Here is a 23,895-nt window from a genome sequence, read left to right as displayed (position 1 = left end):
AGAGTAATGAGCAAGGGTATCGTTTTGCTTGCCGCCGGGGGAACCGGCGGCCATGTTTTTCCAGCAGAGGCGCTGGCTTACGAGCTGAAGGGGCGCGGCTATTCCGTGCATCTGGTGACCGACAGCCGTGCCGAACGCTATGCGGGCAAGTTTCCGGCGGATGAAATCTATGTCGTGCCATCTGCCACCATTGGCTCAAAGAACCCGATCAACGTTGCGAAATCGCTGCTGAAGCTGTGGACCGGGCTTCGCTCCGCCCGCCGCCTGATGACAAAGCTGAAGCCCGTAGCGGTCGTCGGTTTCGGCGGGTATCCCACCGTGCCGCCACTTCTGGCTTCGACCGGACTTGGTGTGCCTTCGATCATCCATGAGCAGAATGCCGTCATGGGCCGCGCCAACAAGGCGCTGGCAAAGCGCGTGAAGGCGATTGCTGGTGGCTTTTTGCCGGAGAACAAGGGCGAATATGCCGCAAAGACGGTGACGACTGGCAACCCGGTGCGCCCCGCCGTGCTGGCTGCTGCCGATATCGCCTACACGCCGTCGAATGCGGGCGAACCGTTTCAGCTCGTCGTTTTCGGTGGAAGTCAGGGCGCGCAGTTCTTCTCCGCGGCTGTTCCAGCCGCGATCTGCCTTCTGCCCAATGATGTGCGCAGCCGGTTGACGGTGACGCAACAGGCGCGCCCGGAAGACAAGGACAGCGTGATCGAATCCTACAAGAAGCTTGGCGTGCAGGCGGATGTATCGCCTTTCTTTGGGGATATGGCCGAGCGCATCGCAGGAGCCGATCTGGTGATCAGCCGTTCCGGTGCTTCCACGGTATCCGAGCTTTCGGTTATCGGTCGCCCTTCGGTGCTGGTGCCCTATCCACATGCGCTGGACCACGATCAGGCAGCGAATGCGGCGGCACTTTCGGCGGCTGGCGGTGCGAGCGTCATCAAGCAGGCGGAGCTTTCGCCGAAGAAACTGTCATCGCTGCTGAGCAGTGCGCTCAATGAGCCGGACCGACTTGCCCAAACGGCGGCGGCTGCGAAAGCCACCGGCAAGCCGGATGCGGCGCAGCGTCTGGCCGATCTGGTGGAGGCGATTGCCGCTGGCAAGACAGTTCAGCAATTCAAATCTAAGAATGAAGGAGTGCATCCATGAAGATGCCGAAAGCCATCGGTCTCGTCCATTTCATCGGAATTGGCGGCATTGGCATGAGCGGCATTGCCGAAGTGCTGCACAATCTCGGCCACCGCGTGCAGGGTTCCGACCAGGCAGATAGCGCCAATGTGCAGCGTCTGCGGGACAAGGGCATCGAGGTTTTCGTCGGGCAGGCCGCCGAGAACCTGGGCGATGCCGAGGTAGTGGTGGTTTCGACCGCGATCAAGAAAAACAATCCCGAGCTTATGGCCGCGCGTGAGAAGCACCTGCCGATCGTGCGGCGTGCCGAGATGCTGGCCGAATTGATGCGCTTCCGCAATGCGATTGCCATCGGCGGCACGCATGGCAAGACCACGACCACATCGATGGTCGCGACGCTTCTTGAAGCGGGCAATCTCGACCCGACCGTCATCAATGGCGGCATCATCAACGCTTACGGCACCAATGCGCGCATGGGTGAGGGCGAGTGGATGGTGGTAGAGGCCGACGAGTCCGACGGCACCTTCCTGAAGCTGCCCGCCGATGTGGCCGTCATCACCAATATCGACCCGGAGCATCTGGATCATTACGGCAATTTCGATGCCGTGCGCGCCGCTTTCCGCCAGTTCGTGGAGAACGTGCCGTTTTACGGTTTCGGCGTGCTGTGCATCGATCATCCCGAAGTGCAGACGCTTGTTGGCAAGATCGAGGACCGCAAGGTCATCACCTATGGCGAAAACCCGCAGGCCGACGTGCGTTTTTCGAATGTACGTATCGATGGCACCAAGTCCATCTTCGACGTCGAAATTCGCCGCCGCCGTACCGGCAAGGTGTTTACTTTTACCGACCTCGTGCTGCCGATGCCGGGTCGCCACAACGTATCGAATGCGACTGCGGCAATCGCTGTTGCCAATCGTCTTGGCATCTCGGTGGAAGACATCAAGAAGGGCCTTGCGTCCTTCGGTGGGGTCAAGCGACGCTTCACGCTGACGGGCGAAAGCAACGGTGTTCAGGTCTTTGACGATTACGGACACCATCCCGTGGAGATCAAAGCGGTTCTGAAGGCTGCGCGCGAGGCGTGCAAGGGCCGCATTATCGCCGTCCACCAGCCACATCGTTACTCACGTCTTTCCAGCCTGTTCGAAGATTTCGCACATTGTTTCAATGATGCCGACACGATTCTTCTTGCTCCGGTTTATGCGGCGGGTGAAGATGCGATCGAGGGCGTGAATTCCGAAGCACTCGTATCGGCTGCAAAAGCGGCGGGACATCGGGACGCGCGTCATCTCGCCTCGCGCGACGATCTGGCGCGGACTGTTGCTGAGATTGCAAGTCCGGGCGATTTCGTGGTGCTGCTGGGCGCAGGTAATATTACACAATGGGCGGCGGCGCTGCCTTTGGAATTGGATAGCATTTCAGGAAAGTCTGCATGAGACAGGTGGATGGGGTAAAGTTGCTGGAAAGGCTCGGCGACGGAGTAAAGGAACTCAGAGGACGTGTGACGCCGGATTCGCCAATGGATCGCGTAACGTGGTTCAGAGCCGGTGGTCTTGCGGAACTGATGTTCCAGCCCCACGATACGGACGATCTCATCACCTTCCTCAAGCTCCTGCCGGAAGATGTTCCGCTGACGGTCGTTGGCGTCGGTTCCAACCTGCTGGTTCGTGATGGCGGCATTCCGGGCGTCGTCGTGCGCCTGTCCGCCAAGGGCTTTGGCCAGGTGGAGCTCGCCGGTGAAAACCGCATCAAGGCCGGTGCGATCTGCCCCGACAAACACATAGCCGCCATGGCCATGGATAATGGCATAGGTGGTTTCCATTTCTATTACGGCATTCCCGGCTCCATCGGCGGTGCGCTGCGCATGAATGCGGGCGCCAATGGCGGCGAGACGCGTGAGCGTGTTGTCGAGGTTTATGCGGTGGACCGTCAGGGCAACCAGCACACACTGTCCAACGCCGACATGCAGTACAGCTACCGCCATTCGGGTGCCGACAAGGGCCTGATCTTCATTGGCGCGCTGTTTGAAGGTTACCCTGAAGATCGTGCCAAGATCCGTGCCGACATGGATGCCGTGCGCCATCACCGCGAGACGGTTCAGCCAATCCGCGAACAGACGGGCGGCTCTACCTTCAAAAACCCCGAGGGCCATTCGGCCTGGGAACTGATCGATGAGGCAGGTGGCCGAGGCATGGTTATCGGCGGCGCGCAGATGTCCTCGCTGCACTGCAACTTCATGATCAACACCGGCCATGCTACCGGCTACGATCTGGAGTATCTGGGCGAAGCGGTGCGCAAGCGTGTCTTCGAACAGTCGGGCATCCGGCTGGAATGGGAAATCAAGCGCCTTGGGCTGTTCATGCCAGGCCGGGAAGTCGAGCCCTTTATGGGCAAGTAGGAAAAGGCAAGCGTAAGGTGCGCGCGGTATCCGCCGCCCTCTTTTTAGCGGCAAGTCGCTCTTACGCTTTTTGAATCACATTCGTTTCAACAGCGAACCCACTGTCGACGGCAGTGGGTTTTTCTATGTGAGCTCATCGTCGCCCAAATCGCGACGAAAAGCCTCAATGCAACGCAAGGTGACACTCTTAAAAGTTGCCTATTGCAATCTTGCAATTAAAGGTTATTTCAATTCACATTACCCTCTTAGGTTTTTTGGATTTCGTTTTATAATCAGGAATTGTTATGAGTCTTTATTTTATCGAGGGCTGGCTTGCGAATGCTGCTGACGTCACGCTGGCATCTTTTTCATTCTCATGTTGGTTTATCTTTCTGGGCGGGGTATGGGGTCTCATCTCGACCGCCGATGCCTATCGCGTGCGCTGGACATCCAGGTATGACTTTATTCAGGTGCATATTCTTGCAGTCATGGCGGCAAGCGCATCTGCTTTGTTCGTCGCGATCGAGGCTCTAATTCCGGTATTTTTGATCGTCGTTATTCTGTCGGTCGTCATAGCAACGTTGTTGCCGCATCTGAGTGCAGCGGGGTTGAATTTTGTGATCGCCGCGCCTCTGTACAGTATGTCTAGCTTTGCCTGGGGTTATGATTGGCTGAGCGCGCAGGAATATCCTTCATCCCTCATTCTCGCTCTGGTCACCCTTAGTCTGCTGTCCGCTATCTGGATGATGGTCGTTGCCTTTATCGAGGTCGGCACTTTTGGTCTTCTCACCAGGAAACAGTGGTTTCAACCAAACTCACCCCATTTCTCAGGCGTCGGTCATAAGCGTGTCTCGGTCCACGTTCCCGTTCATGCCGAGCCTCCTCACATAGTCATTGAGACACTCGATCATATAGCCGCTATCGATTATGATAATTTCGAAGTTCTGGTGTGCGACAACAACACAATGGACCCGGCTCTGTGGAAGCCAGTCGAGGCACATTGTCAAAAGCTCAACAGCGCACTTGGCATAGAACGGTTCCGCTTCTTTCATGTCGAAGGTCTTACCGGTGCCAAGGCTGGTGCTCTCAACTACTGCCTGGACCGAACCGACCCATCCGCAGAGTTGATTGCGATCATGGACGCGGACTATTTGTGCGAAGCTGGATTTCTATCTCATCTCGTGCCCTTTTTTGATGATCCAGGATTTGGCTTCGTTCAAACCTCGCATGATTATCGCTGCAATGACGCGACGTTCTTCAATCGTGCCTGCTATTGGGATTACATGCCGCCGACCCGCCTTGAACATCCCAGTGCAAGCGAGATGGGTGCATCTTTTACTGTGGGAACGATGTGCGTGCTGAGCAAGGCCGCGGTCGAAAGAGCAGGGCGCTGGGCAGAATGGTGTCAGACCGAGGATTCCGAAATTGCAATCAGAATTCGCGCCGAGGGTTATGGCGGCATCTTCCTGCCCTATAGCTATGGCAGAGGCCTAATGCCCGACAATTTCAGCGACTGGAAAAAGCAGCGCTTTCGCTGGACCGCCGGGCCTATGCAGCAATTGCGTCGCCATTGGCGTTTGTTTTTGCCCACTCGTATGGGTGGTTCGAACAATTTGACGGCATGGGGGAAATGCTACGAGATCTACCGCTCGCTGGCGGCTCTGGGAATTACCTACAGACTTGTTTCCAATATTGTTTTTGCGCTTATCTACCCGGTTTGTGTTTGGCTGGGTGTCATACCCAGTCTGCAACTGCCGCCTCTCGTATATATTTGTTTCGGTTTGCTGATAGGATACGGCGTAATCCGCACTGTTACAGAGTACCGGATATGTGGCTGTAAAAAACTTGGAAATATCTTCGCTGCATGGTTTGCGGGATTGGCTCTTGGCCATGTACGCGGAGTAGCGGCCATCAGCGCTGCGCTTGGCAAGGAGATGAAGTGGCAGCGGACGCCCAAGTTTTCGTCTCATCACACGGTGGCGTCGGCACTCAGCGGAGCCTCTACCGAACTGATGCTAGCCGCATCGCTGCTGCCAATCATCGGTATCGTTGCCTACACAGCGCAATTTAATCCCTGGCTCGATACTGCTGTGTCTGCCTTTGCGCTCGTCAATCCGCTCCTCACCTTTACAGCTGCGCCGATCATGGCACTTCTTGCACGCCGAACTGGCCAAGAGTATTTTCGAGACGATCGCGCCTTGCGTCTGCCATCGGCCACTGCCCGTAATCTGCATCGCCGGACCGATTTCGACACATCGGTCCACGTGAAAGTCGCTGATGAGGTCTAAGAGGCATCTGCATGCGATAGTCTGCAGGAATTATCTCTGTTCTTGAGTCAATAGGGGCGACGTGGCTGCGTCGCCCCTTTTATATGTTTTACACTTCGTCTTTTCCGGAAGCAAGGATGCAGACCAGCGTGATGACTGCGGCAATGCCGAGGTAATAACCGACGGCTGCCATGCCGTAATTGGTCTGGAGCCATGTGGCGATATAGGGTGCCAATGACGCGCCGACGATGCCTGCGAAGTTGAAGGTCAGCGATGCGCCGGTATAGCGGACGCTCGTCGGGAACGGCGCGGCAAGTGCGGCACCGATCAGCGCATAGGTCATGCCCATCAGCGCCATGGAGCTGGCCGCGAAGACCGCGACGCCTGCTTCACCGCCGGTCAGAAGAACCGGGAGCAGGAACGAGAAGGCTGCGATCAGGACCGTGATAACGATGAGAGACAGGCGACGGCCTACCTTATCGCCCACGATGCCGGTCAGCGGGATGAAGATACCGAAGACGACGGCGCTGAGGATCTGGATTTCCAGAGCGTCGAGGAACGGGATTTTCAAAACCTTGACGTTGTAGGACAGCAGCCAGGCCGTACCGATATAGAACAGCACGAAGGTGACGAGCGCGACGAATGTTCCGAGGAACAGGCTGCGCTTGTACTTGGTGAAGATTTCCTTGGCAGGAACAGCAACGCGCTCATGCTTTTCGATGGCTTTCTGGAAGTCGGGTGTTTCCGTGATCGATAGACGAACCCAAAGACCAACACCGATCAGCAGGATCGAGGCGATGAACGGAATGCGCCAGCCCCAGGAAATCAGCGCTTCATTCGACATGACGTGCAGAAGCAGCCAGAAGATGCCCGAAGACAGGAACAGGCCGACAGGTGCGCCGAGCTGCGGGAACATGGCGTAAAAGTTCCGCTTGCCGGGAGGCGCATTTTCCGTTGCCAGAAGAACGGCACCGCCCCATTCGCCACCAAGACCGAAGCCCTGGCCGAAACGGCAAAGCGCCAGCAGCAGAGGTGCGAGAACGCCAGCTGTTTCGTAGGAGGGCAGAAGGCCGATCACGACGGTGGAGATACCCATCGTCAAAAGAGCCGCAACCAGCGTCGTCTTGCGGCCTACGCGGTCTCCATAATGGCCGAACACCAGAGCGCCGAGCGGGCGGGCGAAAAAGGCGATGGAGAAGGTAGCGAAGGATGCAAGCAGCGCCGTCATCGGATCGCTATTCGGGAAGAACAGCGTCGGAAACACGAGCACAGCGGCAGTCGCATAAACGTAAAAATCGAAGAATTCGATGGTCGTGCCGACCAGGCTGGCAGTAAGAACTCGTGCAGGCGAATTTGTCTTTACATCGTTCGGTTTGTCAGCTGTCGGCGATACACGGGATATCGCGTCGGACATGGTAATCGTTCCATTGTTAAGTAAGACTTATGACCCTTTGTCGGGCTGACGTTGCGTTAACGCAATTTTCGATCCTTTGAAACGGTTGAGACGCAATATTTTTCAAAAAACTTATGGATGTTGTGGAGTTTTACGTTTGAGGGTTTGCGGCTCGCCATGCCGAGGCTGATCTATTTCACGCGTGATGGCATATGAGGCGGGCCGTGTTGAGCGTCGCTATCAGTCCCAAATTGGCTGGGGAAAAACGCCGAATCTTAACGAATCGCCCTTGCTTTCGATGTTGATTCCGAATGGGCGCGCAATGGATTTATTTGCCATAGGTTGAAATTCTGAATCTTGCATTGGTCGCAACGCTCTGATTCTAAGGAAGGAATTCGTGCCTGATGTGATTCTTTAACAAAAATCGCTTCAGCGGACGTTTCGGTTAACGAAAGTAAACACTTCATTAACCTTAATGACGCTTAAGTGTTTGGCACGGTCGGGTGAGAGAATCGCGAGCCACTCTGGTTTCGATGGTCACGCCCTAAGGTTTTGAGTGTCAGAGGTTTTTCATGGGCGGCAAACACGTAGCTGTTCTTATGGGTGGGTTTTCTTCGGAGCGGCCGGTCAGCCTCTCGTCGGGAGAGGCTTGCGCATCCGCGCTGGAAGGCGAGGGCTATAAGGTTACGCGCGTGGATGTGGATCGCAACATCGCGTCCACGCTGGTCGATCTGCGTCCCGATGTCGCTTTTAATGCGCTCCACGGCCCTTTCGGCGAAGACGGTACGATCCAGGGCATTCTGGAATATCTCGAAATTCCCTATACGCATTCCGGTGTTGCCGCGTCCTCGCTGGCAATGAACAAGTCGCAGTCGAAGAAAATCGCTGCCGCGAGCGGCATTCCCGTCGCTGCCGAAAAGCTTATGAACCGTCACGATATCGGCAACCAGCATCCGCTGGAGCCGCCCTATGTGGTGAAGCCGGTCCGCGAAGGTTCGAGCTTCGGCGTCGTGATCGTCAAGGAAGATCAATCGCATCCGCCTCAAATTCTCGGATCTGCCGACTGGCGTTACGGCGATGCGGTGATGGTGGAGCGCTATATTCATGGTCGCGAGCTGACCTGCGGCGTCATGAACGGCGAAGCCTTGGGCGTTACCGAGGTGGTGCCGCTCGGTCACAATTTCTATGATTACGATGCGAAATACGCCAAAGGTGGCTCAAAGCACGTCATCCCGGCGGAAATTTCACCGAAAATTTACCAAAAAATCCAATCATTGGCCGTTATGGCGCATCAGGTGATTGGCTGCCGTGGCGTAAGCCGTTCGGACTTCCGTTACGACGACCGTTTCTCAGAAGATGGCGAGATTATCTGGCTGGAAATCAACACCCAGCCGGGCATGACGCCAACCTCCCTCGTGCCCGAAATGGCGGCCCATCAGGGTTGCTCGTTTGGTGAGCTTGTCCGTTGGATGGTGGAGGACGCTTCGTGCTTGCGGTAAAGGGCAAAAAATCGACAGCTAGAAAGCGCGATGAATTCGCGTCGGCAGGTGCCGATGACCGGATCGTTCTGCCGCGCCCGTTGCGCCGCGCATTCCGTTTCTGCGTTAGTCTGGCGACGGGCCGCGTTCATATTCCTGCCTATACCGGCACGGTCTCGACGCTCGTCTTCTTCTCGGCTGTCGGCCTCTATGGCATGTCGCTTGGCGGCCATACGGAGGTGGTTGCGCAGGCGACGACATCGGCGGCCGGCTTTGCGGTCGAGGATGTGAAGGTTTCCGGTAATTTACAGACCTCGGAAATCGAAGTCTTCCAGCTTCTCGGTCTCGACGGCGCGACCTCGCTCATCGCTCTTGATGTGAATGCTGCCCGCAAAAAGCTTGCAGATCTGCCGTGGGTCGAAGATGTCGATATCCGCAAGGTCTATCCGAAGACCATCGACGTTCGCCTCAAGGAGCGTCAGGCATTCGGCATCTGGCAGCATGGCTCGGAGCTTTCGCTGATCGAAAAGAGCGGCAGCGTCATCGCGCCGCTGCGCGACAACAAATATGCAGAACTGCCGCTGTTCGTAGGCCGTGACGCGGAAACCGGCGCTGCCGGTTTCGTTGGCGAACTGGCTGACTGGCCGGAAATCCGCAGCCGCGTTCGCGCTTATGTTCGCGTTGCCGGTCGCCGCTGGGATCTGCATCTGGACAACGGGATCGTCGTCAAGCTGCCTGAGGAAAACGTGCCGAAGGCTCTACAGCTTCTGGCGCGTCTCGATCTGGAACAGAAGATTCTGTCGCGTGATGTCGCGGCTGTCGATCTACGTCTGCCCGACCGCACTACGGTTCAGTTGACTGAAGGCGCCGCAGAGCGTCGTCAGGCTGCCGTGGATGCACGCAGCGAGGCCATCAAGAAGGCGGAGAAGAGCACATGAGCTTGTTTGGTTCTTCCCATCTCGGCCTCCCGCGCTTGAAGCCGCTGCCCTCCAAGCGCAGCCATGTCGTGTCGGTTCTCGATATCGGTTCGACCAAGGTCGTCTGCATGATCGGTCGTCTGACGCCGCGCCAGGAGAGTGAAGTTCTGCCCGGCCGCACGCACAAGGTTGATGTCATCGGCATTGGTCACCAGCGCTCGCGCGGTGTGAAGTCGGGCGTTATCGCCGATCTCGATGCGCTGGAAGGCGTTATCCGTCTGGCCGTGGATGCAGCAGAGCGGATGGCGGGTTTGACGGTCGATAGTTTGATCGTGAACGTCTCCGCTGGCCGTCTGGCAAGCGACATTTACACCGCGAGCATCGATCTCGGCGGACAGGAAGTCGAAGCGGGCGATCTTCGCAAGGTGCTGGTTGCTGCCAGCCAACAGTCTTTGCGTCAGGACCGCGCCATTCTGCATTCGCTACCCACCGGCTATTCACTGGATGGTGAGCGCGGCATTCGCGATCCACTGTCGATGTATGGCGACCTTCTGGGCGTGGACATGCATGTGGTGACGGCGGAACGCACGGCGCTGAAGAATCTGGAACTCTGCATCAACCGCGCTCACCTCTCGGTCGAGGGCATTGTTGCGACACCTTATGCCAGCGGCCTTGCAGCGCTGGTGGATGATGAAGTCGAACTCGGCTGCGCGGCTATCGACATGGGCGGCGGTACGACGACGATTTCGGTCTTTGCCGAAGGTCGGCTGGTTCACACGGACGCCATCGGCCTTGGCGGTCATCACGTAACGACTGACCTTGCCCGTGGTTTGTCCACCCGCATCGAAGATGCTGAGCGGCTGAAGGTCGTGCATGGATCGTCGCTCGCTAATGGTGGTGTCGACGACCGCGAAATGATCGCCGTCCCGCCTATCGGCGAAGACGATCGCGACCAGCCATCGCAGGTCTCGAAGGCGCTGGTCAGCCGTATCATTCGCGCCCGCATCGAGGAAACGCTGGAACTGATCCGCGACCGCATTCAGAAGTCCGGTTTCAGCCCGATCGTCGGCAAGCGCGTGGTTTTGACGGGCGGCGCAAGCCAGCTGACCGGCCTGCCGGAAACGGCCCGGAAAATTCTGGCTCGCAATGTGCGCATCGGGCGTCCGATGGGCGTTGCAGGTTTGCCGGTTGCGGCCAAGGGCCCGGCCTTTTCAACGGCTTGCGGACTGATGATCTATCCGCAGATCGCAGACATCGAAATTCACGCGGCGCAGGGTGGCATGTTCTCGCCGTTTGGAATGGGCAACGGGCGTATCGCCCGTGTGGGGCAGTGGCTGAAAGAAAGTTTCTAATCCTTTTCCGGCGTTTTTTCGGAAAAGGAGTGAGTTGAAGATCAAGAGAATTGGCCTGCGGGGCGTTGCCGGCCATAGATAGAAGGAATGGTAAAATGACGATACAGCTGCAAAAGCCGGATATCACCGAGCTGAAGCCACGCATCACCGTTTTCGGCGTTGGCGGTGGCGGCGGTAACGCAGTAAATAACATGATCACGGCTGGTCTCCAGGGCGTCGATTTCGTCGTCGCCAACACGGATGCACAGGCCCTGACCATGACCAAGGCCGACCGGGTTATCCAGCTCGGCGTCAATGTCACCGAGGGTCTCGGCGCTGGTTCGCAGCCGGAAGTCGGTCGCGCTGCTGCTGAAGAGTGCATTGATGAAATCATCGATCACCTGAACGGTACGCACATGTGCTTCGTCACCGCAGGTATGGGCGGCGGCACCGGTACGGGTGCAGCTCCGGTCGTCGCTCAGGCTGCCCGCAACAAGGGCATTCTGACGGTCGGCGTCGTGACCAAGCCGTTCCACTTCGAAGGCGGTCGCCGCATGCGTCTGGCCGAACAGGGCATTGAAGAGCTTCAGAAGTCGGTCGACACGCTGATCGTGATCCCGAACCAGAATCTGTTCCGCATCGCCAACGACAAGACCACGTTCGCCGACGCATTCGCGATGGCCGACCAGGTTCTCTACTCTGGCGTTGCCTGCATCACCGACCTGATGGTGAAGGAAGGTCTCATCAACCTCGACTTCGCTGACGTTCGCTCCGTGATGCGCGAAATGGGCCGTGCAATGATGGGTACGGGCGAAGCTTCCGGCGAAGGCCGCGCAATGCAGGCTGCTGAGGCGGCGATTGCAAACCCGCTGCTGGACGAAACCTCGATGAAGGGCGCTCAAGGCCTGCTGATCTCCATCACCGGTGGTCGCGACATGACGCTGTTCGAAGTCGACGAAGCGGCTACCCGTATCCGCGAAGAAGTCGATCCGGATGCAAACATCATCCTCGGCGCGACATTCGATGAAGCTCTCGAAGGCCTCATCCGCGTCTCCGTCGTTGCGACCGGTATCGACCGCGTCCCCGGCCAGATCGAACAGCACGCCGCCGACATGCGCGCTGCTGCCGCTCTTGCTGCAAAGCCCGTTATCCGTCCTTCCGCGGCCGTTGCTCCTGCTCCGGCCGCAGTTCAGCCTGCCTATGTATCGCAGGCACCAAAGTCCGTAGACCCGATTGCTCAGACTATCCGTTCTGCAGAAGTCGATATGGAACGCGAACTCGCACTGGCAGCTGCCGAACAGCAGCTCCGCCAGGCACAGGCGGAAGCCGAGTTCCGCCCTCAGAGCAAGTTGTTCGCATCTGCTCCGGCCGAAGCGCCGGTCGTTGCTCGCCCCGCAGCACCGGTTCAGGCCGCTCCGGCGCCTGTATACCACGCTCCGGAGCAGGTCGCAGCGCCGGCTCCGCGCATGGCACAGCCGCAGGCTCAGGTTCACCATGAACCAGCACCTGTCGCACGCCAGCCGGAGCCGGTTCGCATGCCAAAGGTCGAGGACTTTCCTCCGGTCGTAAAGGCTGAAATGGATCATCGCACGCAGGCTGCTCACGCAGCGCCGGAAGAGCGCGGTCCGATGGGCCTTCTCAAGCGAATCACAAATTCGCTTGGCCGTCGCGATGAGGACGAAGCCGTTCCTTCCGAGATGATGGACGCACCAAGCATGGCTCCGCAGCAGCGCCGTCCGCTGTCTCAGGAAGCAAGCATGTACGCACCGCGTCGCGGAAACCTGGATGATCATGGCCGTCAGACGCCTGCCGCTTCCAGCCATCACGAAGACGATCAACTCGAAATTCCGGCCTTCCTGCGCCGTCAGTCGAACTGATCAACAGAGCGATTGGAGAGCCGTCTTGCGATTCTCCGTCTAATGAAATACCCGGGTTCACAAGGCCCGGGTATTGCTGTTTCATCACCTTGGATAAGCGGCTGTTACATTAATTTTTTCAAATGCTTGACTGTGTAACAATACGAAATCAACAGTGATTTGAGATGGTACGCAGGTGCGCTTATGTATGACCATAGGACGACAGAATTAATACAGTGCGGCGGGTGCAATGCCCATCGCAGGACTTCGAACCGGGCCGGTAAAATCGGCGGGTTCATACGAAAAGGCACCTACGCATGACCATCGGACTGCTCGGATTTCAGACAACTATCGCCAGCCCTGTTCAGCTCAAGGGCATCGGCGTGCATTCGGGCAATCCGGCTTCCATGACCTTCCAGCCTGCGGAAGCGGGCACCGGCATCGTTTTCAGCCGTACGCTGGACAATGGTTCCGTCGTGGAAGTGAAGGCCGTTTCCGCCAATGTTGGCAACACGGATCTTTGCACCGTCATCGGCCGCTCGCCTGCACAGTCGGTCGCGACAGTTGAGCATGTCATGGCTGGTATCTTTGCCATGGGTATCGATAATCTCATGGTTGAAGTCGACGGCCCCGAAGTTCCGATCATGGACGGCAGCTCTGCACCTTTCATTGAAGCCATCGAGTCGGTCGGCATCGTAAACCTCGGCGTGAAGCGCCGTTACATTCGCGTCATCAAGCCTGTTCGTATTGACGCGGGTGCATCCTGGGCGGAGTTCCGCCCTTATGACGGCACGCGATTCGAAGTGGAAATCGATTTCGATACGCCGCTCATCGGTCGTCAAACCTGGAAGGGTGACCTGACTGCGGAAACCTTCAAGAACGAGCTTTCCCGGGCCCGTACGTTCGGCTTCATGCGTGATGTGGAGCGCTTGTGGGCTGCCGGTTACGCACTCGGCTCCTCGCTGGAAAACTCGGTGGTGATCTCCGACGACAACACTGTCATCAATATGGAAGGCCTGCGCTACGAGAAGGACGAGTTCGTTCGTCACAAGACGCTCGATGCCGTAGGCGATCTGGCTCTTGCCGGTGCGCAGTTCATCGGTTGCTACCGTTCCTATCGCGGCGGCCACAAGGTCAATGCAAACGCATTGAAGGCGCTGCTTAGTGATCCAACTGCTTACGAGATCGTGGAAGCACCGGCAGTCCGCAGCCCGGTTGTTCGTGCGCGTGAATTCGTAGCGATTCAGCAGCAGGAATTTGCGCCCTGGTCTGCGTAAGGTCGGTTTGCGATGAAACAAGATTGAAGCCGTCCCTTGGGGCGGTTTTTCGCATTTTTCTCCGCCATTCCCGTCACAAGGACAGGAATGGGGAGAGTGATGAAACCTTGGCGTTCTGCCGTTCCTGCAACATGTATTCCTGTACACTGACAAGAATTCCATGGCAGTAAGTCAAGATTATCACCCGCAATGCGGGACCCTGCCATAAAAATGCGTTATTGCGTCATCATTGCGTTGCCCTGCGGGGGCTTTTATGGCTAGAAACGCCGAAGTAAAAAGCCAAAGCTCTGTATTGACGCAGGAAGTGGGAACTGTCGAATGAAGCGTGTAGGGTCTGGTGCGATGAATGGAACGGTGCGGGCGGCCCTCGTATCGGTAATGCTGCTGGGTGCCAGTGCGCTGGTAACGGCCTGCCAGTCCGACCCGGATATCGACATTACCAAGCTTGGTGTCGAGACAGATCCACCGGATGTTCTCTATCGTCAGGGCCTTGCGAACATGAACGCAGGCAACATGACCGAGGCTGGGCGCAAGTTCTCCGCAATCGACAAGCAGTATCCCTTCACGGAATGGGGCCAGAAGGCTCTGGTGATGAACACTTTCATCGCCACTCGTCAGAGCAAGAATGAAGCGGCGATTGCTTCCGGTACACGTTTCCTCAAGCAATATCCGCGGGCGAAAGACGCCGCTTACGTTCAGTACATGATCGGCCTTGCCTATTCCAAGCAGATTGCCGACGTGACGCAGGACCAGCGAGCCGCACAGCGCACCATCGAGGCCATGAACAAGGTCGTCAACGACTATCCCGATTCGGAATATGTAGCCGACGCGCAGGCCAAGATTCGTTTTGCGCGTGACCAGCTTGCCGGTCGTGAAATGCAGGTTGGCCGTTACTATCTGGAGCGCAAGGAATATCTCGCTGCGGTCTCCCGTTTCCGCATCGTGGTGGAGCAGTACCAGAACACCAACCAGATTGAGGAAGCGCTGGCGCGCCTGACGGAGGCCTATTACGCAATGGGCCTTGCTGACGAGGCGCAGACGGCTGCTGCGGTTCTCGGCAACAACTATCCTGACAGCGAATGGTACGACGATTCCTTCAAGCTGTTGAAGGGGCAGGGGCTGGAGCCCCGTGAAAACCGCGAATCCTGGATTTCACGCGCTGGCAAAAAGCTGGTTGGAGCCTGAGGTTAAGGTCGAAATAGCATGCTGGTCCAGCTTTCGATCCGCGATATCGTTCTGATCGAACGGCTCGACCTTGGGTTCGAGGCCGGGCTCTCGGTGCTGACCGGTGAAACTGGTGCCGGTAAATCTATCCTTCTCGATAGTCTTTCGCTGGCGCTTGGCGGGCGCGGCGATGGCGGGCTTGTGCGCCACGGCGAGGACAAGGGGCAGGTGACTGCCACCTTTGAAGTGGGCATGGATCACCCGGCGCGCCTGCTACTGCGCGAAAACGGTCTCGATGACGACGGTGACCTGATTTTCCGTCGCGTGCAATCCGCAGACGGGCGCACCAAGGCCTACGTCAACGATCAGGCCGTGTCCGTGCAGATGATGCGCCAGCTCGGCCAGCATCTGGTTGAAATTCATGGGCAGCATGATGATCGCGCGCTGGTGGACACCAACGCACACCGCACGCTTCTCGATGCTTTTGCTGGCCTGACTGAAGAAGTGACAGCGGTACAAGGCCTTTACCGCACATGGAGAGATGCCGAGCGTGCCTTGAAGGTGCATCGCGCCAAGGTCGAGGCGGCGGCGCGGGAGGCGGACTATCTTCGCTCCTCCGTCGAAGAGCTGGAGGCGCTTTCTCCCCGCGATGGCGAGGAAGACGAACTGGCGGAACGCCGTGCTGTGATGCAGAAATCCGAAAGGATTGCGGGCGATATCGCTGAGGCCAGCGAATTCCTCAATGGCAATGCCTCCCCGGTTCCGATCATCGCTTCCATGATGCGCCGTCTGGAGCGCAAGAGCCACGAAGCGCCAGGGCTCCTAGAAGAGACAGTGCAGTTGCTAGATGCAGCGCTGGACAATCTCTCCAACGCACAGATGGAAGTGGAAGCAGCCCTTCGTCGCACCGAGTTCGATCCGCGTGAGCTGGAGCGTGTGGAAGAGCGCCTGTTTGCGCTACGCGCAGCCGGTCGTAAGTATTCGGTTCCTGTTACCGATCTTCCGGCGCTGGCAGAGCGTATGGTGGGTGATCTTGCCGATCTGGATGCTGGTGAAGAAAAGCTCACCAAGCTCGAAGCGCAGCTTGGTGTCGTCAAAGCCGATTTCGATCATGCCGCGCTTTCTCTTTCCGACAAGCGCCGCCATGCTGCTGCGTCGCTTTCCGAGGCGGTCATGGCCGAATTGCCAGCATTGAAATTGGAGCGGGCTCGCTTCACAGTGGAAGTGGCCAGCGACGCTGCTTCAGCCTCTGCGGACGGTATCGACGTGGTGGAATTCCATGTCCAGACCAACCCTGGCACACGCCCCGGCCCAATCATGAAAGTTGCGTCGGGTGGCGAGCTTTCCCGCTTCCTGCTGGCGCTGAAGGTCGCGCTTGCCGACCGTGGCTCTGCGCCGACACTCGTCTTCGATGAAATCGATACGGGCGTGGGTGGCGCGGTCGCAGACGCCATCGGCCAGCGGTTGAAGCGGCTGTCGAAAACAGTGCAGGTACTCTCTGTTACCCACGCTCCACAGGTTGCGGCCCGTGCTTCAACGCATCTGCTGATCGCCAAGGGTCCGGCGGGCGATGGCAGCGAGCGGATTGCCACACGTGTGGCGACCATGCAGCCTGAGCACCGGACCGAGGAAATTGCGCGCATGCTGGCCGGTGCCTCGGTGACGGACGAGGCGAGGGCGGCGGCTGCGCGGTTGCTGGCGGCGCAGGATTAGTTGCTTGCGCCAACGGCTACGCCAGAGCCGATCATGACGCCTCCCGCCACCCTGTTGACCCTCCTCACAACGCGTTCAGAACGCAGAAGCTTGCGGGCGCGCAAGGCGAGCAGCACATGGCCGCCAATGACCACGATCTCGACGCCGAGAATAACTGCCGCGAGCGCCGTAAGGTGATCGAGCGTTAAAGACGCGCCAACGACACTTGGCAATAATGCCACGTAGAAAAGCGGCATTTTGGGGTTGCCAAGATTGAGCACAAGGCCAGTGAGGAAGATCGAAAACAGGCCGCGCGGCTCACCGGTCGGCTGAAGCTGCGGAACGACTGGCTGCGCCGTCCACAGCTTGATACCCATCCATATGAGATAAGCCGCGCCGCCGTAACGCAACACCGTCATCACCAATCCCATCTCCTGCGCAATCAAGGACAGGCCGAAGGCGGCAAGGGTGAGGAACACGAGGATGCCAGCGACCGTTCCTGCGCCATAAGCGATGCCGGAAGGCGCGCCATGAGTTATCGTTCGCGCGACGATGGTCATATTATCCGGGCCGGGACTGGCTGCGAAAACAAAGAAAGCAGCGACGAAGGCAAAGAGCGTCGTGATGTCCATGGGCGGCTCCGGAGCTTGAGTCATAGTCCGGATATTTACTCTATGCGATTCCAAGCCTTTGAATAGTGTTGGAAGAGCGATGACGGTGGTAAGAAAAAAGCCCCGCGAAGATGCGAGGCTCACTGATTCAAACGAGGATTTACGGATACCGTCAGGCGAACTCTTTATTCTTGGCGCCAACTTCAAGACCGCGTAGCAGGGCTGGACGCGCAGGCTGGCGTGCAGGAGAGTTTTTCCTCGCCCAACCCGATAGTACATCGACAGTATGCTTGGACTGATATTTGGCTATCCATTTGCCTATTCGCTCTATTGAGTAGGCTTCGAGCCAATCTGCTTCTTCCCAACCGATAACAAAGTCCTTTATCGCGTCGAGTGCAGTCTGTCTGTTCGCCTCATTTTTGAGCGCGTTATCGATATGGGTGCGGTCGCTTGGGCGGAACGTGCCTAAACGTGACATCAACTCGATCTTGAGAGAGTTCGTCATTGCTATCTCCATAAATAATCTCTTACGCACCATATCACTGGTTTGCTTGTGTGGGGATTAACGCACCATATTAAATTGCGTTCGTTAGTCGTAGTCAACTTTTACGTCAACACCAAGATCTTTGAAAACATCTGCAACGGCGTCAATCTGCGCATTCGTGGGGGGCATTTGCTTGCAGTAACGCCCCGAATTGGCGTTGAGCACCCAAACCAACCCATCATCATCATCGTCGAAAGCCAGTTCCCCTGCGATACGGGCTTTGCCGCCGTTGAGGAGAGTAGGGTGCCCCAGCTTCTTCTCTTCCGAAGGATGCTTGTAACCGCGCCGCCGTGGATAGCCGGTGTAGTCAGCTTCCGGTTTATCCAACGCGAGCTCTTCAACGGCGATTACAATTTCGCCAGCCTCGTCCATTGCCCAAATGTAATTCTTTGCGCGGGCGGCGAACCGGAACAAATCGCACTGGGCGAGCGCTTTCAGTTTTTCAAGATTTCCAGCAAGCGGACCGTTCAATGTCGAGATGGATTCCGGCCTGCGTCCTTCTTCCCATTTGTCGATTTTCTCCGGAGAACGCACGCAACCGAATTGGCTATCCATTATAAAAACTTACCTGAATATGTATGTTTGATGAGCGATGCATAGCAAAGCATTTTCCTCAAGAAAATAGCCAGGTTGTATTTTATTTGATTTCTACCGTACATTTATCCATTTTTTCTTGCCGGAATTTTGAGGTAAGACCTGATCCGATTCAAAAGCGAGGCCGCCATGTCGAAAGATCAGACACCTGTCGAAAAACTGTCCGAACTCGAAGCCTCTTCGCAGCTTGCATATCTAGCGGCAGAGCTTGCGCGGCATGATGCGCTCTATCATGGCAGGGATCAGCCGGAGATTTCGGACGCGGAATATGACGCGCTGAAGCGGCGCAACGACGCCATCGAGGCGGTATTTCCTGATCTGGTGCGGGCGGATGGTCCTTCGAAAAAGGTGGGCTTCACGCCGCTGCCGACATTCGCACCGATTGTCCATGCGCGGCCCATGCTTTCGCTGGACAATACGTTTTCGGATGAGGACGTGTCGGATTTCGTGGCTTCCGTTTACCGTTTTCTGGGGCGCCTGCCGGACGATTCGATTGCCTTTACCGCGGAGCCGAAGATCGACGGGCTTTCCATGTCCATTCGCTATGAGCGCGGCAGGCTGAAGACGGCGGCAACGCGTGGAGATGGCACGACGGGCGAGAATGTGACGGCCAATATTCTGACCATCAAGGAAATTCCCAATGAGCTTCCCGCCGGTGTGCCCGATGTGGTGGAGGTGCGTGGCGAAGTCTATATGGCCAAGAGCGACTTTCTGGCGCTGAATGCGCAGATGGAAGCGGATGGCAAGCAGACCTACGTCAACCCGCGTAACACGGCTTCCGGTTCATTGAGGCAGCTGGACCCGAATGTAACGGCACGACGCAAGCTGAAATTCTTCGCCTATGCGCTGGGCGAGGTTTCCAATGGCGGGCAGGCGACGCGCCTTGCCGACACGCAGCATGGCATTGTGGAGAAGTTCCGCGAGTGGGGTTTCCCTGTGAACCCCTTGATGAAGAGATTCACGTCCGGCGTACAACTGCTTGAACATTATCATGAAATCGGCATTGCGAGACCAGACCTCGATTACGATATCGACGGCGTGGTCTACAAGGTGGACGAGCTTGATCTGCAAGAGCGTCTCGGCTTCCGCTCGCGCAGTCCTCGTTGGGCAACGGCGCATAAGTTTCCTGCCGAGCAGGCTTTCACGACGGTCGAGAAGATCGAGATTCAGGTGGGGCGAACCGGTGCGCTGACGCCCGTCGCACGTCTGACGCCGATCACCGTTGGCGGTGTGGTGGTGACGAATGCAACGCTGCACAATGCCGATTACATCGAGGGCATCGGCAATAATGGTGAGCGAATCCGACCGGAGGATCACGACATTCGTGTCGGTGACACGGTGATCGTACAGCGGGCAGGTGATGTTATTCCGCAGGTTCTGGATGTGCTGCTGGAAAAGCGCGATACCCATTCGCAGCGTTACGAGTTTCCGAAGAAGTGCCCCGTCTGTGGCAGCCATGCGGTACGTGAGCGCAACGAGAAAACCGGCAAGCTGGATTCCGTCACGCGCTGCACCGGTGGTTTTGTCTGCCGCGCGCAGGCGGTAGAGCATTTGAAGCACTTCGTTTCGCGCATTGCATTCGATATCGAGGGCCTTGGCACCAAGCAGATCGAGTTCTTCTTCGAGAGCGACGACCCGGCGCTTTCCATCAAGACGGCGCCGGATATCTTCACGCTGAAGGAGCGGCAGGAAAAGTCTCTGGCGAAGCTGGAAAATATCGACGGCTTCGGGAGGGTCAGCGTGAAGAAGCTATTCGACGCCATCGATACCCGCCGTGAGATCGATCTGCACCGGCTGATCTTCGCACTCGGAATTCGCCATGTGGGCGAGACGACTGCAAAGCTGCTGGCGCGGACCTACGGCACCTATGAGCATTTCGAAGAGGCGATGAAAGCGGCAGGCGATCTTTCAGGCGATGCCTGGAGCGAGCTGAACAGCATCGAAGGCATCGGTGAAGTCGTGGCGCGTGCCATCGTGGAGTTCTACAAGGAGCCACGTAATCTCGACGTGATCGACCGCCTGATCCGCGAGCTGCGCCCTAGGGAGGCCGAAAAACCTTCAACGGAAGGCAGTCCGGTGGCGGGCAAGACGGTGGTGTTCACCGGTTCGCTGGAAAAGTTCACCCGCGACGAGGCAAAGGCGAGGGCCGAAAGCCTTGGTGCCAAAGTGGCGGGTTCCGTCTCGAAGAAAACCGATATTGTGGTCGCCGGGCCGGGTGCAGGCTCAAAGCTGGACAAGGCGCGTGAGCTTGGCGTGCAGACCATGGATGAGGATGAGTGGCTGGCGCTCATTGCCGGGTGAGACCAGCCGGAAGTCCCGTCATCGGAGGCGTGCCATCAGATAGCAATCGGCGTAGGTGCCATTGCGGAAGGCGTATTGCCTCATCACGCCTTCCTTTGCGAAACCAAACTTTTCATAGAGGTGGACGGCACCCAGATTGTCGGTGAAGACATTCAACTCGATGCGCTTGAGGTCATGCCAGTTATCGGCGGCATCCAGAAGTGTTTTCAGGAAAAGGTTTCCTATACCCTTGCCGGTGAAATCATCATGAATGCCAAGCCCGAGGGACGCTGCATGGCGGCGACGGCCTCGTTGGGCATAGAGACCGGCTTGGCCAAGAAAAATACCATGCCATTCGGCAACGATCACGATATCGGCAGGTGTCAGTTCTTCAATATAGCGGTGGGTTTGGGAGATGCTCTGAAAGGGCTGGCGCAGCGTGCCATGACGGACCCCCGGCATGTTCAGCACTCTTGTCGCGGCTTCAGCATCATCTGGCCTGATGCCCCGTATGATGACGTCGCCAATTGAGAAATCCGTTTGATGAGATGGTTCAGTGGACTGTGACATGCCTGTTTCCTTTTTGCAGTTGGAAGAGCAGGTGCAGTGTCTCGCCCTGCTGCTTCGGCAGGGCTTTGAGGGAAGGATCGCGAAACCTATCGCGCCAATGCTCCATCGCCCGCCGTGGTTACGGTGGTCGTTGCCGTGAGCATCATCGTGTTGGTCGTTGCGATCACGCGCGGAAGATGCCGCCCGTGTGCCCTGCCGTCAACACCGGGCCTTCATTTTTGCGGTAGTTTCCGCTATTGCCCGCTCTGGACAACACGGGAATCGCTTCTTGAAGACCATCGCCATCGATTTCGAAACCGCCAATGAGGAGCGTGGCAGCGCCTGCTCCGTGGGGCTTGCCTGGATCGAGGATGGGGTGATCCAGCGCGTCGAGGAGCGGCTGATCCGACCGAAGGATATGCGGTTTTCTTCCTTCAACATCGCCGTGCATGGTATCCGGCCCGAGGACGTGGAAGATGCGCCGGAGTTTCCCGAGGTCATGGATGAATTTGTCGACGACTTCCGCGACGCGACTATGATCGCGCATAATGCTGCCTTCGATTTCAGCGTGATGCGTGCGAGCTTCGATAAATATCGCCAGAGTTATCCGCAGCTTTCCTACTTTTGCAGCGTGAAGATGGCGCAGCGGGTTTGGCCGTCACTGCCGTCGCATAAGCTGAATATCATCGCGCACCATTTGCAGTTGAGATTCGTCCATCACAATGCCGCGGAGGACGCTGTGGTCTGTGCGTCGGCTGCGATTGCGGCGGCGAAGGAGCTGGCGCTCCAATATGTCCACGAAATCCCGGCAAGGATCGGCATGGTGGCGGGGCGTTTGCATGCCATGGGCTATGAGCCCTGCACAATGAGAAAACGCTAATCCATCCATCTTGTTACGTGCGCACGCCACCCTATCTGTTATTCCAGATATGGAGGTAAAGGCTATGATTTCACAAAAGCTTCGGGCGCTGCTGGTTTCAGGTGTGGCATTGCTGCCTTTTGCTGCGCAGGCGCAGGTCGTCGGCGAAGTCGGGGTGGACTGGACCGGCAACGATATCAAGATCGAGGCGATTGCCGATCCCGAAGTGAAGGGTGTGACGTGCCATATCACCTATTTCGACCGCGGCGTGATCGATAGGCTTAAGAACGGCAACTGGTTTGAAGACCCTTCCAACAATGCGATTTCGTGCAGCCAGACGGGGCCGGTGGAGGTAGGGGATATCGATCTCTCCAAGGGCGGTGAAGAGGTGTTCCGGCAGGGCATGTCGCTTGTTTGGAAGAAGCTGGTTGTGAACCGGATTTACGACAAGGCCAACGACACGCTGGTCTATCTGGTCCACACGCGTGAACTGACCGATGGGTCGGCGAAGATGGCGATTTCGACCGTGCCGCTTTATGGGCAGAACGTGACGTGGAAGAACGGCAAGCCTTGAAGCTCGGCGCGTTCCCCCGAACGAAAAAATGGCGAGCAAGAGCCCGCCATTTTCGAAATTCCATCGGAAATTAGATCGCTTAAGCAGCTTCGCGCGAGAGCTCGTCCGCGATAACGGTGTCGAGGTTGAGGAAGCAGACCATGCTTTTTTCCAGCGCCACGATGCCGCGGCAGAAGTCGCGCTGTTCTTCCGGGATGATTTCCGGGGCGGGCTGGAGGTCTTCGGACTTGATCGTCATCATGTCGGAAACCTGCTCGACGAGCAGGCCGACCAGCTTGCCGCCGATGTCGGTGACGATGATGGCAGAACGCTCTGACGGCTCGGTCATTTTCATGCCGAGGCGGCAGGCCATGTCGATGACCGGGATCACTGCGCCACGCAGGTTGATGAGGCCAAGGACATAAGGCGGTGTGTGGGGCATCGGCGTCACGGGCGCCCAGCCGCGAATTTCGCGGATCGCCATGATGTCGATGCAGAATTCCTGATCGCCGAGATGGAAGGAAACGATTTCGAGATATGCGCCGGATTGTTTGATGGCGTTCGTCATGGCCGGAACTTTTCCTAACGGCTCTCTGGCGGGCCGTATTGAATTTTTCGGAGATATGCGGTGTCCGGTCGTTCCGGTGACATCATGTCGAGCGCTTGTGCGAACCGCTGGCGAGCATCATGGCAAGAACCACTTAAGCTTTCCCTAACAGCGTGATGTAACCTTTTGAAAAAGGTTTCCGAGCCTTTTACTTGCTGCGGCATTTACAGTATATTTATCAGCATGAGCGCCATCCTTTCACATTCCGGCAAGTTGCTTTTCGGTGCCGTTGCTACCGGCGGCATCCTGTATCTTTCACTAATGACCTTCGAAGGCTGGCTCCGTCACAGCACGGACATCTTTCTCGCGACCGTTCAAAACGGCATTGCTTGGTGTTTTTGATCTCGTGAGACAAAACAGCGCGGTGTCGTTCTCACCGGCTTCTTGATTTGCGCAAAATCGCCCGCTTGGTTATCACAAGCTGTAA

At 57.3% G+C, this 23,895-nt stretch carries 21 protein-coding genes; 15 read left to right on the top strand and 6 right to left on the bottom strand.

The features are described 5' to 3' along the window. The first annotated feature begins 6 nt into the window (after positions 1-6). The 4 genes from murG to G6L28_RS09465 all read left to right on the top strand — a co-directional run bounded on the left by murG (position 7) and on the right by G6L28_RS09465 (position 5,784). Positions 7-1,143, top strand: a complete 1,137-nt coding sequence (gene murG / locus G6L28_RS09480) for an undecaprenyldiphospho-muramoylpentapeptide beta-N-acetylglucosaminyltransferase (protein WP_174063516.1) — start codon at positions 7-9, stop codon at positions 1,141-1,143. Next, positions 1,140-2,555: a UDP-N-acetylmuramate--L-alanine ligase gene (murC, locus tag G6L28_RS09475; RefSeq protein WP_174063515.1), complete on the top strand. Its 1,416-nt coding sequence runs from the start codon at positions 1,140-1,142 to the stop codon at positions 2,553-2,555. The genes murG and murC overlap by 4 nt, the downstream gene beginning before the upstream one ends. Then, the gene (gene murB, locus G6L28_RS09470; protein WP_174063514.1) at positions 2,552-3,517 is read left to right on the top strand and encodes a UDP-N-acetylmuramate dehydrogenase; all 966 of its coding nucleotides are present in this window, start codon (positions 2,552-2,554) and stop codon (positions 3,515-3,517) included. Before murC ends, murB begins: the two co-directional genes overlap by 4 nt. 284 nt (positions 3,518-3,801) lie before the next feature. Then, complete coding sequence (locus G6L28_RS09465; RefSeq protein ID WP_174063513.1) at positions 3,802-5,784, top strand: glycosyltransferase family 2 protein; 1,983 nt, start codon at positions 3,802-3,804, stop codon at positions 5,782-5,784. 88 nt (positions 5,785-5,872) lie between these two features. Here G6L28_RS09465 and G6L28_RS09460 read toward each other — a convergent pair whose 3' ends face one another. Beyond that, positions 5,873-7,177 (bottom strand): MFS transporter, encoded by a 1,305-nt coding sequence (locus G6L28_RS09460; protein WP_174063512.1) that lies wholly within the window; start codon positions 7,175-7,177, stop codon positions 5,873-5,875. 551 nt (positions 7,178-7,728) lie between these two features. Between G6L28_RS09460 and G6L28_RS09455 the strand changes: the two genes are divergently transcribed. The 7 genes from G6L28_RS09455 (at position 7,729) to recN (ending at position 16,892) form a co-directional block, all read left to right on the top strand. After that, complete coding sequence (locus G6L28_RS09455) at positions 7,729-8,655, top strand: D-alanine--D-alanine ligase (protein WP_174063511.1); 927 nt, start codon at positions 7,729-7,731, stop codon at positions 8,653-8,655. Next, the gene (locus G6L28_RS09450) at positions 8,643-9,572 is read left to right on the top strand and encodes a cell division protein FtsQ/DivIB (protein WP_174063510.1); all 930 of its coding nucleotides are present in this window, start codon (positions 8,643-8,645) and stop codon (positions 9,570-9,572) included. The genes G6L28_RS09455 and G6L28_RS09450 overlap by 13 nt, the downstream gene beginning before the upstream one ends. Beyond that, positions 9,569-10,903: a cell division protein FtsA gene (gene ftsA / locus G6L28_RS09445; RefSeq protein WP_174063509.1), complete on the top strand. Its 1,335-nt coding sequence runs from the start codon at positions 9,569-9,571 to the stop codon at positions 10,901-10,903. The genes G6L28_RS09450 and ftsA overlap by 4 nt, the downstream gene beginning before the upstream one ends. Positions 10,904-10,998: 95 nt before the next feature. After that, a complete protein-coding gene (gene ftsZ / locus G6L28_RS09440) occupies positions 10,999-12,759 on the top strand; it encodes a cell division protein FtsZ (RefSeq protein WP_174063508.1) in 1,761 nt (586 codons plus the stop codon). A gap of 296 nt (positions 12,760-13,055) precedes the next feature. Beyond that, entirely contained in the window at positions 13,056-14,015 is a 960-nt protein-coding gene (lpxC, locus tag G6L28_RS09435; RefSeq protein WP_174063507.1) for a UDP-3-O-acyl-N-acetylglucosamine deacetylase, read from the top strand. Between the two features lie 318 nt (positions 14,016-14,333). Next, the gene (locus tag G6L28_RS09430; protein WP_174063506.1) at positions 14,334-15,200 is read left to right on the top strand and encodes an outer membrane protein assembly factor BamD; all 867 of its coding nucleotides are present in this window, start codon (positions 14,334-14,336) and stop codon (positions 15,198-15,200) included. Between the two features lie 18 nt (positions 15,201-15,218). Then, the gene (gene recN, locus G6L28_RS09425; RefSeq protein WP_174063505.1) at positions 15,219-16,892 is read left to right on the top strand and encodes a DNA repair protein RecN; all 1,674 of its coding nucleotides are present in this window, start codon (positions 15,219-15,221) and stop codon (positions 16,890-16,892) included. On the opposite strand, the gene G6L28_RS09420 is transcribed toward recN, so the two are convergent. The 3 genes from G6L28_RS09420 to G6L28_RS09410 all read right to left on the bottom strand — a co-directional run bounded on the left by G6L28_RS09420 (position 16,889) and on the right by G6L28_RS09410 (position 18,581). Beyond that, entirely contained in the window at positions 16,889-17,503 is a 615-nt protein-coding gene (locus G6L28_RS09420; RefSeq protein ID WP_174063504.1) for a LysE family translocator, read from the bottom strand. The genes recN and G6L28_RS09420 overlap by 4 nt on opposite strands. A 151-nt stretch (positions 17,504-17,654) precedes the next feature. Then, entirely contained in the window at positions 17,655-17,987 is a 333-nt protein-coding gene (locus G6L28_RS09415; RefSeq protein WP_174063503.1) for a hypothetical protein, read from the bottom strand. 84 nt (positions 17,988-18,071) lie between these two features. Beyond that, positions 18,072-18,581, bottom strand: a complete 510-nt coding sequence (locus G6L28_RS09410; RefSeq protein WP_174063502.1) for a hypothetical protein — start codon at positions 18,579-18,581, stop codon at positions 18,072-18,074. A 168-nt stretch (positions 18,582-18,749) separates the two neighbouring features. On the opposite strand from G6L28_RS09410, the gene ligA reads away from it, so the two are divergent. Beyond that, complete coding sequence (gene ligA, locus G6L28_RS09405; protein WP_174063501.1) at positions 18,750-20,921, top strand: NAD-dependent DNA ligase LigA; 2,172 nt, start codon at positions 18,750-18,752, stop codon at positions 20,919-20,921. An 18-nt stretch (positions 20,922-20,939) separates the two neighbouring features. On the opposite strand, the gene G6L28_RS09400 is transcribed toward ligA, so the two are convergent. Continuing rightward, a complete protein-coding gene (locus G6L28_RS09400) occupies positions 20,940-21,470 on the bottom strand; it encodes a GNAT family N-acetyltransferase (protein WP_174063500.1) in 531 nt (176 codons plus the stop codon). A gap of 268 nt (positions 21,471-21,738) precedes the next feature. Here G6L28_RS09400 and G6L28_RS09395 point away from each other — a divergent pair, with 268 nt between their 5' ends. Beyond that, a complete protein-coding gene (locus tag G6L28_RS09395; protein WP_174063499.1) occupies positions 21,739-22,329 on the top strand; it encodes a 3'-5' exonuclease in 591 nt (196 codons plus the stop codon). A gap of 64 nt (positions 22,330-22,393) precedes the next feature. After that, positions 22,394-22,882, top strand: a complete 489-nt coding sequence (locus tag G6L28_RS09390; RefSeq protein WP_174063498.1) for a CreA family protein — start codon at positions 22,394-22,396, stop codon at positions 22,880-22,882. A gap of 79 nt (positions 22,883-22,961) precedes the next feature. Here G6L28_RS09390 and G6L28_RS09385 read toward each other — a convergent pair whose 3' ends face one another. Then, complete coding sequence (locus tag G6L28_RS09385) at positions 22,962-23,429, bottom strand: chemotaxis protein CheW (protein WP_174063497.1); 468 nt, start codon at positions 23,427-23,429, stop codon at positions 22,962-22,964. Between the two features lie 165 nt (positions 23,430-23,594). Here G6L28_RS09385 and G6L28_RS09380 point away from each other — a divergent pair, with 165 nt between their 5' ends. After that, positions 23,595-23,810, top strand: a complete 216-nt coding sequence (locus G6L28_RS09380) for a hypothetical protein (RefSeq protein ID WP_174063406.1) — start codon at positions 23,595-23,597, stop codon at positions 23,808-23,810. The last annotated feature ends 85 nt before the right edge of the window (positions 23,811-23,895 follow it).

The organism is Agrobacterium larrymoorei (assembly GCF_013322225.1).
Classification (GTDB): domain Bacteria; phylum Pseudomonadota; class Alphaproteobacteria; order Rhizobiales; family Rhizobiaceae; genus Agrobacterium; species Agrobacterium larrymoorei_A.
Note: the sequence above shows the minus strand (reverse complement) of the source record. Positions and strands in the feature narration are given on the sequence as shown.

Bases quoted from the DNA above. Each gene is read 5' to 3' on its own strand.
- murG (WP_174063516.1), top strand. From the start codon at position 7: ATGAGCAAGGGTATCGTTTTGCTTGCCGCCGGGGGAACCGGCGGCCAT.
- murC (WP_174063515.1), top strand. From the start codon at position 1,140: ATGAAGATGCCGAAAGCCATCGGTCTCGTCCATTTCATCGGAATTGGC.
- murB (WP_174063514.1), top strand. From the start codon at position 2,552: ATGAGACAGGTGGATGGGGTAAAGTTGCTGGAAAGGCTCGGCGACGGA.
- G6L28_RS09465 (WP_174063513.1), top strand. From the start codon at position 3,802: ATGAGTCTTTATTTTATCGAGGGCTGGCTTGCGAATGCTGCTGACGTC.
- G6L28_RS09460 (WP_174063512.1), bottom strand. From the start codon at position 7,177: ATGTCCGACGCGATATCCCGTGTATCGCCGACAGCTGACAAACCGAAC.
- G6L28_RS09455 (WP_174063511.1), top strand. From the start codon at position 7,729: ATGGGCGGCAAACACGTAGCTGTTCTTATGGGTGGGTTTTCTTCGGAG.
- ftsA (WP_174063509.1), top strand. From the start codon at position 9,569: ATGAGCTTGTTTGGTTCTTCCCATCTCGGCCTCCCGCGCTTGAAGCCG.
- ftsZ (WP_174063508.1), top strand. From the start codon at position 10,999: ATGACGATACAGCTGCAAAAGCCGGATATCACCGAGCTGAAGCCACGC.
- lpxC (WP_174063507.1), top strand. From the start codon at position 13,056: ATGACCATCGGACTGCTCGGATTTCAGACAACTATCGCCAGCCCTGTT.
- G6L28_RS09430 (WP_174063506.1), top strand. From the start codon at position 14,334: ATGAAGCGTGTAGGGTCTGGTGCGATGAATGGAACGGTGCGGGCGGCC.
- recN (WP_174063505.1), top strand. From the start codon at position 15,219: ATGCTGGTCCAGCTTTCGATCCGCGATATCGTTCTGATCGAACGGCTC.
- G6L28_RS09420 (WP_174063504.1), bottom strand. From the start codon at position 17,503: ATGGACATCACGACGCTCTTTGCCTTCGTCGCTGCTTTCTTTGTTTTC.
- G6L28_RS09415 (WP_174063503.1), bottom strand. From the start codon at position 17,987: ATGACGAACTCTCTCAAGATCGAGTTGATGTCACGTTTAGGCACGTTC.
- G6L28_RS09410 (WP_174063502.1), bottom strand. From the start codon at position 18,581: ATGGATAGCCAATTCGGTTGCGTGCGTTCTCCGGAGAAAATCGACAAA.
- ligA (WP_174063501.1), top strand. From the start codon at position 18,750: ATGTCGAAAGATCAGACACCTGTCGAAAAACTGTCCGAACTCGAAGCC.
- G6L28_RS09400 (WP_174063500.1), bottom strand. From the start codon at position 21,470: ATGTCACAGTCCACTGAACCATCTCATCAAACGGATTTCTCAATTGGC.
- G6L28_RS09390 (WP_174063498.1), top strand. From the start codon at position 22,394: ATGATTTCACAAAAGCTTCGGGCGCTGCTGGTTTCAGGTGTGGCATTG.
- G6L28_RS09385 (WP_174063497.1), bottom strand. From the start codon at position 23,429: ATGACGAACGCCATCAAACAATCCGGCGCATATCTCGAAATCGTTTCC.